Below are 12,509 nucleotides of genomic sequence, written 5' to 3'. Positions count from 1 at the left end.
CCGCCAACCCTAGGCAAACATGAACCCAGACGCAGGCACACCGGCCGCCCTCTTCTGCCCTGACGGTCGTTCGGCACAACCTGCGCAGACAAGCCCAACGTCACAACATAATAAGTTCAATAAACCGGGTACCGACCTATGCACACCTCCATCGCCTTGCGATCCGCACCTGCTCGTTCGTCCTCCCTTTGCAGACACCGCCTGCGATCGTCAGCGCTATAACCGCCCTACTCCCGACAAGCGATCGCACCTCCCTCTGGCCGCCCCTGGGCGACGCCAGCCGTGCGGCGACCTACAAGAACAACGGAGACAACGATGGCTCACTCAAGCTCTCAAGCCAAGAAAGCGACCGCCAGCGGATGGATTGGCTCGGCACTCGAATACTACGATTTCTTCATCTATGCCCAGGCTGCGGCGCTGATCTTCCCGCAGATCTTCTTCCCCAACACCGACCCGAAAATGGCCATCATCGCCTCGCTGGCCACCTACGGTGTGGGCTACCTGGCGCGCCCGGTCGGGGCCTTCGTGCTCGGCCACTGGGGCGACACCCGCGGGCGCAAGAACGTGCTGTTGCTGTGCATGTTCCTGATGGGCCTGTCGACCATGGCTGTCGGCCTGCTGCCGACCTACCACGACATCGGCCTGCTGGCCCCGGCCTTGCTGGTGCTGCTGCGCCTGGTCCAAGGCTTTGCCGTGGCCGGTGAAATTTCCGGTGCCAGCTCGATGATCATGGAACACGCCCCGTTCGGCCGGCGAGGGTATTACGCCAGCTTCACCTTGCAGGGCGTGCAGGCCGGCCAGGTACTGGCGGCGGCGGTGTTCCTGCCACTGGCCTACTTCATGCCCAGCGAAGCCTTCAACGACTGGGGCTGGCGCATTCCGTTCCTGATGAGCGCCTTCGTGCTGATTGCCGGCTTCATCATCCGCAAGGAAGTGCACGAAACTCCGGCGTTCGTGAAGGAAGAGAAACAGGACAAGGTGGCCAAGTCGCCGATCAGCGAAGCCTTCCGCCACAGCTGGAAGCACATGGTGCTGGTGATGTTCATGGCCCTGATGAACGTGATCCCGGTGGTCGCCACCATCTTCGGCGCCGCCTATGCGGTGCAGCCGGCCTACGGCATCGGCTTCGACAAGAGCGTGTACCTGTGGATCCCGGTGGTGGGCAACATCGTCGCGGTGCTGGTGATCCCGTTCGTGGGCAACCTGTCCGACAAGATCGGCCGCCGCCCGACCATGATCGCCGGCTGCCTGGGTTCGGGCCTGCTGGCCTTCGTCTACCTGTATGCCATCAGCATCCAGAACGTGCCGCTGGCCTTTGCGGCCTCGATCGTGATGTGGGGCATGGTCTACCAGGGCTACAACGCGGTGTTCCCAAGCTTCTACCCGGAGCTGTTCCACACCCGCTACCGCGTCTCGGCCATGGCCATCGCGCAGAACATCGGCACCATGCTGACGGCCATGCTGCCAGCACTGTTCGCCCTGGTGGCGCCACCGGGTTCGGACAACATTCCGCTGGTGATCGGTGGCCTGGCGTTCTTCATCACCTGCGTGTGTGCACTGGCGGCCTACATTGCGCCGGAGACCCACCGCATGGCGATGGAAGACCTGGGTAACCCGGATGCCAAGCCGATGGACAAGGATGCCTTCGAGGCCAGCCGTAAAGGCAGCTTTCAGGCAGTGAGCCACTGATAAATTGCAAGGGGCCGCTTTGCGGCCCATTCGCGGGCAAGCCCGCTCCCACAGGGATATCACAAGCCTTGGCTTTGTGGTGGCCTGTGGGAGCGGGCTTGCCCGCGAATGGGCTGCAAGGCAGCCCCAGCGATATCAGCCTTTAACCACTTCTTGCAGGTTCAGCCAAAGTTTCTCCACATGCTCCCGCTCGGTCGGCAAGGCCCCCACCGAAACCCGCACCATCCACCGACCTTCCAGCGTCGCTGGCGTCACATACGCCACCCCGGAGGCATTCAGCCGCTCAGCCCACGCCTTGGTATGCGCATCCAGCGCCTCCCCCTCCAGCCCGGCCGGCCGATGGCGAATGCACAAAGTCTGCAGTTGCACCGGCGCCAGCACTTCCCATTCTGCAACTGCATTCACCTGCTCCGCCAGCCAGCGCGCGTTCTCCAGGTCCCGCCGCAGGCGCTGCTGCAACGCCTCCACGCCTTCGCTGCGCAACATGAACCACAGTTTCAACGCACGGAACCGGCGGCCCAGCGGAATACCCCAATCGCGCAGGTTCTTCACCTCCCCATCGACCGCCGACTGCAGGTAGCTCGGGTTGGTGCTCATCACCCGGATCAGGTGCTGCGGATCACGCACGTAATAGATCGAGCAATCGAACGCCACGCCCAGCCACTTGTGCGCGTTGACCACCACGGAGTCGGCCAGCTCGATGCCCTCCCACATCCAGCGGCACTCCGGCAGGATCATCGCCGAGCCGGCCATGGCCGAGTCGACATGCAGCCACAACCCGTTGGCCTGGGCGATTTCGCCGATCGGGCGCAGCGGGTCGAGGGCGGTGGTGGTCGTGGTGCCCGTGGTGGCAACCACGGCACAGGGCTGGTTGCCGGCGGCCAGGTCCTGCTCGATGGCAGCCCGCAGTGCCTCCGGGCGCATGGCGAATTGTTCGTCGGTGGCGATCAGGCGGATGTTGGCGCGACCGAAGCCGGCCAGCAGCGCGGCCTTGTCCACCGAGCTGTGGGCATGGGCGCTGACATAGACGATCAGCGGCTTGGCCTCGGCCTGCAGGCCGCCGCGCACCAGCGCATAGTCGGTGGCACGCTCACGGGCGCTGATCAGCGCCACCAGGGTGCTGGTGGATGCGGTGTCCTGGATAACCCCGCTCCACTGGGCCGACAGGCCAAGCAACTGGCGCAGCCAGTCGAGGGTGGTTTCTTCCAGCTCGCTCAGCGCCGGGCTGGATTGCCACGACAGGCCCAGCACGCCGAGGCCGGTGCTGAGGAAGTCGCCGAGCACCGACGACAGGGTGCCGTTGGACGGGAAGTAGCCATAGAAGTCCGGGTGCTGCCAGTGCGACAGGCCAGGCATGACCAATTGATTGACATCGTCGAGGATGGCGTCGAACGGCTCGCCCTGCTGCGGCGCGCCTTGTGGCAGCTGGGCCTTGAGGTAGCCGGGCTCGACCTGGGCCATGACCGGGCGCTCGCCGACGGTTTGGCGGTAGTCGGCGATCAGGTCGATCAGCTGGTGGCCGTACTGGCGGAATTGTTCTGGGGTCACGCGCGCGCTCCTGTGGGTTATCTTCTACCCCAGTCTAGGCGCCCACGCCCAGGCGAATAACCCCGCTTCGCGCATACCTGCTATGGCAAACCCGCAACCCCGCCCTGTACGCCGAACTGCGACTGCCGCCACAGCTCGAACACCCGGTTACGCAACCAGCGGTGCTCGGCCGAGGCCTGCAAGCGCTGATGCCACACCACCCAGTAGCGCTGGGTGTGCTCGACAAACCCCAACGGCCGCCACGCCAGGCCATGCAGGCGGCACAGTTGCCGGGCGATGTGCTCGGGCACGGTGGCCAGCGCCTGGCTGTTGCCGATCACCTGGACGGTGGCCGAGAAGAACGGCACCTCCAGGCTGATGCGCCGCTGCAACCCCTGGGCACGCAGGTGGCGGTCGATGAAGCTGTCCTTGTCGCCACCCCCGGAAATACGCACATGCTTGCAGGCCAGGTAATCGTCCTGCCCCAGCACCGCCAGGGCGGTCAGCGGGTGATCGCGGCGCATCAGGCACACCGCGCGGTCTTCGCCGAGCAGCCGGCCATGCAGGTTGGGCGGCGACTCGTCGAACAGGGTGGTGGCCAGGTCGATCTCGCCGCTGGCCAGCAAGGCATACTGCCCGGCCTGCCAGGTGCGGTAATCGATGGACACGCCCGGGGCCTCCTGCTCCAGCGCGGCCACCAGCAGCGGCAGCATGTGCTCGGCCACGTAGTCGGAGGCGGCCAGGCAGAAGCGCCGCTCGCAGCGGGCCGGGTCGAAGGTGGCAGGTTGGCGCAGGGCCTGGAGCTCTTCGAGCACCTGGCGCAGGGGTTCGACCAGGGACTCGGCGTGTTCGCTGAGTACATAGCCGCGGCCTTGGCGTACCAGCAATGAGTCGTCGAAGGCTTCGCGCAGGTGGGCCAGCTGACGGCTCAGGGCCGATTGGCTGACGCCCAGGCGGTCGGCGGCATGGCTGAGGTTCTTGAGCTGCAGGAGGCAGTCGAGGGTGCGCAGGTGGGCGAGGCTGAGGGAGGCGAAAGTCGGGTTCATGCAGGCTTCCCTCGATGAAAATCACCGGCCCATTCGCGGGCAAGCCCGCTCCCACAGGGATCGCGCCAGATTCTAGAAATTGAGCAAGACAGTTGCTCAGTTGCTCCCACAGGTACTTCACAATGCCATGGCTTGTGTTGTCCCTGTGGGAGCGGGCTTGCCCGCGAATGGCCGCAAAGCGGCCCCGACGGTCAGGCAGTCAGGCCAACGTAGACGTTCTGCACGTCATCGTTCTCGTCGATCGCTTCGAGAAACGCTTCAACCTCGGCCAGCGCTTCAGCACTGAGGCTGGCCGCGCTCACCGGGTTCTTCGGGGTATAGCCGATCTTCGCCGAAGTCACGGTGAAGCCATGCTCCGGCAGCGCCTTCTGCACGGCATCCAGGTCGGTGGTGTCGGTGATGAACAGGGTCGAACCTTCTTCTTCACCTTCCTCGAAGTCCTGGGCACCGGCTTCGATGGCGGCCATTTCCGGGTCGGCATCGCCTTCCGGGGTGGCTTCGATCAGGCCGACGTGGTTGAAGTCCCAGGTCACCGAGCCGCTGGCGCCCAGCTGGCCCTTGCGGAACAGCACGCGGATCTGTGCCACGGTGCGGTTGACGTTGTCGGTCAGGCACTCGACGATCAGAGGCACCTGGTGCGGGGCGAAGCCTTCATAGCTGACGGCATGGTACTGCACGGCTTCGCCGTCCAGACCAGCGCCTTTCTTGATCGCACGCTCCAGGGTTTCACGGGTCATCGACGCTTTCTTGGCCTGGACGATGGCCAGGCGCAGGCGCGGGTTCATGTCCGGGTCGGCGCCGGATTTGGCAGCGATCTGGATTTCCTTGGCCAGCTTGCCCATGATCTTGCCCTTGGCATTGGCAGCTGTTTCTCTATGTTTGGCTTTCCACTGTGCGCCCATGTCGACTCTCTTTGTTTCAGCGGCCGGTTCAGGAAGCGACCGGCCAAAAGTGGGTGCAGTTTATACGCCCTCGGACGGTGGATCGACAAGTAATCTCACGCCTTGTCGACCTTGCCCGCTTTCCTTCAGGTACGCAGTGGCTTGATCGCCATGCTGGTGTTCGGGGCCACGTCGTTGGCCTCGGGCGTGCCGGCCGGGCGGCTGTTCCAGTGCGGCAGCAGCACCAGGGCCGAGAACAGCGCGCAACCGGCAAACACGATGAACACCGTGACGCTGTCGAAGTAGCCCGGCAGCAAGCCGCCGAGCACCGCGCCCACCGAGCCGCAGCCGTTGACAAAGCCCGCCGCCGTGGCGCCGGCCTTGGCCGTGCCGAAGTCGATGGCCGCCGCGCCGCTGATCATCGAGTCCGGCCCGTACAGGGTCAGGCCCATGACGAACAGCAAGGCCACCACCATCACGATGCTGCCACTGTGCATGGCCGCCATGAAGGCTGCCAGGGTCACTGTCAGCAGCACCAGGCTGATCACGCAGGCCGGCATGCGCCGGGCGCCGAACAGCTTGTCCGAAGCCAGGCCGATGATGATCGGGCCGAGCAGCCCGGCCAGTTCGAAGGCGGTGGGGATGATCGCCGCGCCGACCTTGCCGACCGAAGGCATCTGCTCGAAGACAATCACCGGGCCCCACAGCAGGATCGCGTAACGCGCCGGTTTCAACAGGAAGTAGGCCAGGCCCAGGGTCAGCACCGTGCGGTTGCGCAGGATCTCGCGCAGCGGCGCCCAAACGCTGCACAGGTTGCCGGCCGGGGCCATGCTCTGCGGCTCGGGCTCGACCGCTGCCAGGCCGACGTCTTCGGGCTTGTTGCGCTGCAGGAAGAAGAACAGCACGGCCACGCCGGCCACCACTGCGGCACTGGAGAAGAATGCCGCATGCCAGGTGCCGACCAGGGTGTAGGCCCACCAGCCGGCGAACGGCGACGCGACCAGGCCACCGAAGGCATAGCACGAACTCCACAGCCCCAGCACCCGACCGCGCTGTGAAGCCGGGAAGAAGCTGCCGATGTTCTTGCACAGCCCGGCCCAGCCGGTGGATTGCGCCAGGCCCTGGATCAGCATGCAGGTAGCGAAGATCGGGAAGGTCGCGTAACTGCCCATCACCACTGCGGCCACCGCCGAAATCAGCAAGCCGCCCAACACCACCACCCGCGGGCCGAAACGGTCGGCGAGCATGCCCCAGGTGAACTGGCCCACGGCGTAGGCGGCCAGGTAGATGGCGTCGAGGTTGGCCATGGCGGCCTTGTCGAGCATGAACGTCGGGTCTTCACCGATGCCGAGCTTGGCCACCGAGAAGGCTTTGCGGGTGAAGTAGAAGGCGGCGTAGGCCAGCCAGGTGATCGCGAAAATCTGGATGCGCCAGCGTTTCAACGCGGCTAGTGATTGATTCATTGACTCTGACCTCTTGCTCAAGTGTGCCGGCAGATTGTTAAAAAACGCCTGTCTTGTTGTTGTGTTGCGCACTGCATGACGAAGGCTCGTCATCTGGTCAGATGGCACGGTGTGCGGGCCATGGCCCGGCCGCTGCTTGTGGCGACGGCCTCGGGTTGAAACGTATGGAAACAGTTGCTGACTGATAAAGAAAATCGATTTATCGTATTTCACACATAAGCTCAGCTTGTTACTGGAGTCGGCATGTCGGTATCCCACGCTCAACTCAAGGCGTTCCACGCAGTGGCCGTGCACGGCAGCTTCACCCGCGCGGCAGAAAAACTGTTTCTGACCCAGCCGGCGGTGTCCGACCAGGTGCGCAAGCTCGAAGAACGCTTCGGCGTGTTGCTGTTTCACCGCAACAAGCGCTCGGTGCAGCTGACCGACCTGGGCGAGCGCCTGCTGGGCATCAGCCAGCGCCTGTTCGCCTGCGAAGCCGAAGCCCATGACCTGCTGCAGGATTCCCGTGCCCTGCACACCGGCAGCCTGGTGCTGGCGGTGGATGCGCCCGTGCACGTGCTGCCGCAGATCGCGCGCTTCTGCCAGCGCTACCCGGGCATTCAGGTCAAGATCGAGACCGGCAATACCGACGAGTCGCTTTCCCGGCTGTTCAGCTACCAGGCCGACCTGGCGTTGCTCGGGCGCGATGTCGATGACGAGCGGCTGTTTTGCGTGCCGTTGCGCCGTGACCCGATGGTGGCGTTCGTCTCGCACAACCACCCGTGGGCCAGCCGTGGTTCGATCCAACTGGCGGACCTGGACGACACCCCGCTGGTACTGCGCGAGCCGGGGTCGGTGACGCGGCAGACGCTGGAGGAGGAGATGCAGCGCGCAGGCTTGCGGATTCGCCCGGCGATTCAGGTGGAGGGGCGCGAGGCAGCGCGCGAGGCCGTGGTGGTGGGGATTGGCGTGGGGGTGGTGTCGGCGGCCGAATTTGGCGCGGATGCGCGGGTGTGTGCGTTGCCCATCGTCGACTGCCAGCGGCACCTGACCGAGACCCTGGTGTGCCTGAGCGAGCAGCGTTCGCGGCGGGTGGTGGCGACCTTCCTGCAGATGGTTCAGGAAGCGTTGTAGGACCTTACCGGCCTCTTCGCGGGCACGCCCGCTCCCACAGGATCACCACAATCTTCGAATCTGTGGTGATCCTGTGGGAGCGGGCGTGCCCGCGAAGAGGCCGGTACAGGCGACCCGGCTATGCTGGGAATACCTCAATTGCAGCCCCATCCACCATGTTCTACCGAATATCCGCCGACGCCCTGGTCCTGCTGCACCTGGCCTTCATCCTGCTGGTCCTGTTCGGCGGCCTGCTGGTGCTCAGGTGGCGTCCCGCCCTGCTCCTGCATCTCCCCGCCCTGGGCTGGGGCCTGGCGGTGGAAGGCCTGCACCTGGAATGCCCGCTCACCGACTGGGAAAACCGCATGCGCCTGGCGGCCGGTGATGCGGGGTACCATGGTGGCTTCGTCGAGCATTACCTCTGGCCGCTGATCTACCCCGCCGGCCTGACGCCGCAGATCCAGCTGCTGCTGGGCGGCGTCGTGCTGCTGCTCAACCTGGCCATCTACGGCTACGTGATCCGGCGCTGGCGGCGGCCTTAACGGGTGGCGACGACGAACAGCCGCGGGAACGGCAGCAGCACCTTGCCATCGGTGGCAGCCGGGTAGTCATGCTGCATGGCCTGCAGGTACATCTGCAGGAAGCTCGCCTGCTCCTCTTCATCCAGCTTCGCCAGGTACGGCCGCAGGGCTGACCCCTTGAACCACTCCACCACCGCCTCGGCGCCGCCAGCAAGCGGGTGGTGATAGGTGGTGCGCCACACATCCACCCGCGTACACAGCGGGCTAAGCAAGTCGTAGTAGAACGCCGCGTTATGCCGCGGTGGCAGACTGAAATCGGCGAACTTGCCGGCCCAGGGGCCACGGCCGGCGATCTCGCGAAGCTGGCGGTGCGCGGGCTCGTCGAGGTTGTCCGGGGTCTGCACGGCCAGGCTGCCACCCTCGCTCAGCTGGCGCACCAGGTGCGGGTACAGCGAACCGTGGTCGGGCACCCATTGCAGCGAGGCATTGGCCAGGATCAGGTCCTGCGGCTCGGGAGCGGTCCAGGCACTGATATCGGCAATCTCGCAGCGCACCCGCGGAATGTGCAGGCGCTTGCGTTCGCGGGCCTTGTCAATCATGTCCTTGTCGCTGTCCAGCGCCGTCACCTGGGCATCCGGACAGCGCTGCAACAGCACTTCGGTCGAGTTGCCGGGGCCACAGCCAAGGTCGGTGGCATGGCGCACCGGCCGCGGTGGTACGGCGGCCAGCAGGTCGCGCACGGCGCGGGTGCGTTCGTCTTCGAACAGGGAATACTGGGTGGCGGACCAGGCCATGGGCGGCTCCTTTTGACGGGCGATGCTGTGAGCATAAGCCATGTAACGGCGCACATGCGCCTGAACTGTCCACCTATGCTTGAAGTCATCCCTTTTATGCGCATGCCCATGAAACTGTCCCTGGCCCTGGCCATCCTGGCACTGATCGCCGCAGCCGCCCTGCTCGGTTCCCCCTGGATGAACCAGCGTTTTCACATGCCCGCGGAAAAACACCAGGCCCAGAAACGCGAAACGGCCGGGTCCCCAAGGGAGCCGGCCGTTTCCAACAGCAAGTGACGCTTAGTGCTGCTGCTTGCCCGAGCGGATCTGGTGCACCACACCCATGGCCACCACGACGGCCGCGGCGATGCCGGTGGAGATCACCAGGATCTGGTAGTCAGGCATGAAAGCCATGGTCACCAGCGCGGCGATGATGAAGCCGATCACCAGGTAGGTCAGCCACGGGAACAGCCACATCTGCAGGCGCACTTCCTTGCCGTCGGCGATCAGCTTGCGGCGCATGCGCAGCTGCGAGAAGGCGATCACCAGGTACACCAGCAGGGCGATCATGCCGGTGGTGTTCATCAGGGTTTCCAGCACGTCTTTCGGGCGCAGGGTCTCGCTGAAGTTGATCAGCGCGCAGACCACGGCCACGGCGCAGGAGCCGATGATCGCGTACACCGGTACACCGGTGCCGGCGCGGGTGATCTTGAAGAACGACGGCGCGTCGCCACGCTGGGCCAGGGAGAACAGCATGCGCGATGCGGTGTAGTGGCCCGAGATCAGGCAGCTGCTCACCGAGGTCAGCACCACGAAGTTCATCAGCAGCTCGGCGTGCGGCACGCCCAGCAGCTCCAGGGTACGGCGGTAGGCGCCATAGCCGGAAACGCCCAGTTGCGGGTCGTTCCACGGTACCAGGCAGACGATCAGGAAGATCGAGCCGACGTAGAACAGGCACACACGCCATACCACCGAGTTGGTGGCCTTGACGATCTGGGTGGCCGGGTCCTTGGCTTCAGAAGCGGCGATGGTGACGATTTCGGCGCCGAGGAAGGCGAACATCACCCCGAGCAACGCCCCGATCACCGTGGTAATGCCGTTGGGCATGAAGCCTTCGGCGGTCAGGTGGGTCATGCCACGCACTTCACCGAACTGCCAGATGTTCATCACCGCGGCGGTGCACACCACCAGGAAGCAGACGATCGCCACCACCTTGATCAGCGCGAACCAGAATTCGAACTCGCCGTAGTGCTTGACGTTGAAGAAGTTGACGGTGATCAGCAGCAGGGTCGTGGCCAGCACGAACACGTTGACGCTCACGTCGGGGAAGAAGCCATGCAGGATCTTGCCCGCCACATAGGCTTCCCAGGCCATCAGGATGACCCAGTACCACCAGTACAGCCAGCCGATGGTGAAACCGGCCCAGCGGCCGATCGCGCGGTCGGCGTAGGTGGAGAACGAGCCGGTGTCGGGCGAGGACGTCGCCATTTCACCGAGCATGCGCATGATCAGGACCACCAGGATGCCGCCGGCCAGGTAGGCCAGTACTGCGGCCGGGCCTGCGCTGTGGATGACGCTGCCGGAACCGACGAACAAGGCGCCGCCGATAACCCCGGCGATCGACATCATCGTCAGGTGGCGCGACTTGAGCGAGGCACTGAGCTTGCTCTCGTGCCCGCTTTTCGCGGTGGTGGTTGTGGATGTTGCGTCCATCAGTTGTGTACCCCGTGCTTCTTTTTATCCAAGGAAAACTGTGAAACCCCGATGGCTCTCGGTTTCACCTGTACATCAGTGCTAATGCGGGCAGGATGGTGTGCGCAAACACACGCAGGCCTTCCGTGGCGGCCTGCTGACGCGCCCCAGGGTTGGCACCTGAGACGAACTGAACATGCTTTATGTGGCGATATCTGACACCTAATGTAAAAATGTCCGACGTAGAGAGCCATGCACAGTGGCATGAATCTCGCACTGCACTGTACAGGCCGCCGATGCAATACACCCCGCCGGCGCCTGGTGTTCCGCACCCTTGAAGGCCCCGAATGTTCGAATTACATCCAGACTCCTCCACGCCGTTGGTCAACCAGATCATCGACGGCCTGCGCGAGCTGATCGACAACCAGACCCTCAAGCCCGGCGCCAAGGTGCCGTCGATTCGCGCCTTCGCCGCGACCTATTCGGTGAGCACCTTCACCGTGGTCGAGGCGTACGACCGCCTGGTCGCCCAGGGCTTGCTGGTGAGCAAGGGCAATGCGGGGTTCTTCGTCAATCGTGCGGCGAACGAGTTGCTGGAATGCCAGAACAGCGAGGCCGAGACTGGCCGCCCGACGTTCAATTCCGAGTGGTACCTGCAACAGATCTTCGAAATCCGCCAGCTGCCGTTCAAGCCAGGCTGCGGCTGGTTGCCCAACGACTGGATGTACGAAGAAGGCCTGCGTCGCGGCCTGCGCCAGGTGGCCGGCAGCCCGCTGGAACTGTCTGGCTACGGCGACCCGATGGGCCTGCCGGAGCTGCGTGCGCTGACCGCGCAGAACCTGCAGCAGGAGCTGTCGATCGTCTGCAACCCGGCGCAGCTGATGCTGACCCACGGTGCCAGCCAGGCGCTGGACCTGGCCGTGCGTACCCTGGTGCGCCCCGGTGACGTGGTGCTGGTGGACGACCCCGGCTACCCCAACCTGATGAGTATCCTGCGCACCCAAGGCGCGACGTTGATCGGCGTGCCACGCACGCCGAACGGTTACGACCTCAATCACCTTGAGCAGCTGCTGGCGCATCACCGCCCTACCGCGTTCTTCACCCAGCCGCACCTGCACAGCCCGACCTGCTCACGCACCCCGCTGCCGCAGCTGCACCGCTTGCTGCAGCTGGCCAGCCAGCACGGCTTCCGCCTGGTGGAAAACAACCTGTATGCCGACATGGTCGCCGAGCCGCAACCGTGCCTGGCCAGCCTCGACCACCTGCAGCAGGTGGTGTACGTGGGCAGCTACTCGAAGAGCATCTCGCCCAACGTGCGGGTCGGCTACCTGCTGGCCAACCCGGAGCTGTCGCAGAAGCTGCTGCACCTAAAGATGCGCTCGGGGCTGACCACCTCGCAGGTGATGGAGCGGGTGGTGTATGCCGCGATCATCGACGGGCGCTGGCGCAAGCACCTCAAACGCCTGCGCCAGCGTCTGGCCGAGGCGCATCAGGAAGTTGGCCGGCATCTGCATCGATTGGGCTTTGAACTGTTCATCGAGTCGGATGAAGGGATGTATATCTGGACCCGCCACCCAGCGATTCCGGACAGCGCGGCGTTGCTGGATGATGCGCTGGAGAAAGGCATCATGCTCGGGCCTGGGCAGTTGTTCATGGTCGATGCCAAGGCTACCGGGTGGATGCGGTTCAATGTGGCGTTCAGTACGGACCCGGCGATGTGGGAGTTGTTGGAGAAGGTGTTGGTGAAGCATGTGCGGCGGGGTGGGATTTAGGGACCGTGGCGCGGCGAGGGTGTTCGCCGTGGCATTTTCGGCGCCTGTGAGAT

11 protein-coding genes are annotated in these 12,509 nt (G+C 64.6%); 5 read left to right on the top strand and 6 right to left on the bottom strand.

All coding sequences use genetic code 11. The annotated features are described in order from the left end of the window. The first annotated feature begins 315 nt into the window (after window positions 1-315). The gene (locus CAF78_RS05270) at window positions 316-1,689 is read left to right on the top strand and encodes an MFS transporter (RefSeq protein ID WP_085679104.1); all 1,374 of its coding nucleotides are present in this window, start codon (window positions 316-318) and stop codon (window positions 1,687-1,689) included. A 135-nt stretch (window positions 1,690-1,824) separates the two neighbouring features. Here the strand turns inward: CAF78_RS05270 and CAF78_RS05265 are convergent, their stop codons facing one another. From CAF78_RS05265 to CAF78_RS05250, 4 genes are all read right to left on the bottom strand, one after another. Next, entirely contained in the window at window positions 1,825-3,237 is a 1,413-nt protein-coding gene (locus tag CAF78_RS05265) for a DOPA decarboxylase (RefSeq protein WP_085679107.1), read from the bottom strand. 80 nt (window positions 3,238-3,317) lie between these two features. Continuing rightward, a complete protein-coding gene (locus CAF78_RS05260; protein ID WP_085679110.1) occupies window positions 3,318-4,262 on the bottom strand; it encodes a LysR family transcriptional regulator in 945 nt (314 codons plus the stop codon). 191 nt (window positions 4,263-4,453) lie between these two features. Next, complete coding sequence (locus tag CAF78_RS05255) at window positions 4,454-5,164, bottom strand: YebC/PmpR family DNA-binding transcriptional regulator (protein ID WP_051097568.1); 711 nt, start codon at window positions 5,162-5,164, stop codon at window positions 4,454-4,456. A gap of 125 nt (window positions 5,165-5,289) precedes the next feature. Then, a complete protein-coding gene (locus CAF78_RS05250; protein ID WP_085679113.1) occupies window positions 5,290-6,606 on the bottom strand; it encodes an MFS transporter in 1,317 nt (438 codons plus the stop codon). 243 nt (window positions 6,607-6,849) lie between these two features. Here CAF78_RS05250 and CAF78_RS05245 point away from each other — a divergent pair, with 243 nt between their 5' ends. Together CAF78_RS05245 and CAF78_RS05240 are read left to right on the top strand one after the other, a co-directional pair. Beyond that, window positions 6,850-7,719, top strand: coding sequence for a LysR family transcriptional regulator (locus CAF78_RS05245; RefSeq protein WP_085679116.1), 870 nt, complete (start codon window positions 6,850-6,852; stop codon window positions 7,717-7,719). A 155-nt stretch (window positions 7,720-7,874) separates the two neighbouring features. Continuing rightward, window positions 7,875-8,240: a DUF2784 domain-containing protein gene (locus CAF78_RS05240; RefSeq protein WP_085679119.1), complete on the top strand. Its 366-nt coding sequence runs from the start codon at window positions 7,875-7,877 to the stop codon at window positions 8,238-8,240. On the opposite strand, the gene tam is transcribed toward CAF78_RS05240, so the two are convergent. Beyond that, window positions 8,237-9,013, bottom strand: a complete 777-nt coding sequence (tam, locus tag CAF78_RS05235; protein WP_085679122.1) for a trans-aconitate 2-methyltransferase — start codon at window positions 9,011-9,013, stop codon at window positions 8,237-8,239. The genes CAF78_RS05240 and tam overlap by 4 nt on opposite strands. Before the next feature lie 96 nt (window positions 9,014-9,109). Between tam and CAF78_RS05230 the strand changes: the two genes are divergently transcribed. Beyond that, window positions 9,110-9,289: a hypothetical protein gene (locus tag CAF78_RS05230; RefSeq protein WP_085679126.1), complete on the top strand. Its 180-nt coding sequence runs from the start codon at window positions 9,110-9,112 to the stop codon at window positions 9,287-9,289. A 3-nt stretch (window positions 9,290-9,292) separates the two neighbouring features. Here the strand turns inward: CAF78_RS05230 and CAF78_RS05225 are convergent, their stop codons facing one another. Then, window positions 9,293-10,705 carry an amino acid permease gene (locus CAF78_RS05225; protein WP_085679128.1) on the bottom strand — a complete coding sequence of 471 codons (1,413 nt, stop codon included), beginning with the start codon at window positions 10,703-10,705 and terminating at the stop codon, window positions 9,293-9,295. Between the two features lie 326 nt (window positions 10,706-11,031). Here CAF78_RS05225 and CAF78_RS05220 point away from each other — a divergent pair, with 326 nt between their 5' ends. Then, a complete protein-coding gene (locus CAF78_RS05220) occupies window positions 11,032-12,456 on the top strand; it encodes a PLP-dependent aminotransferase family protein (protein WP_085679130.1) in 1,425 nt (474 codons plus the stop codon). Window positions 12,457-12,509 lie beyond the last annotated feature (53 nt).

The sequence above is a fragment of the Pseudomonas sp. R28(2017) genome (assembly GCF_002112505.1).
GTDB lineage: Bacteria > Pseudomonadota > Gammaproteobacteria > Pseudomonadales > Pseudomonadaceae > Aquipseudomonas.
This window is presented reverse-complemented; position numbering and strand designations above follow the sequence as displayed.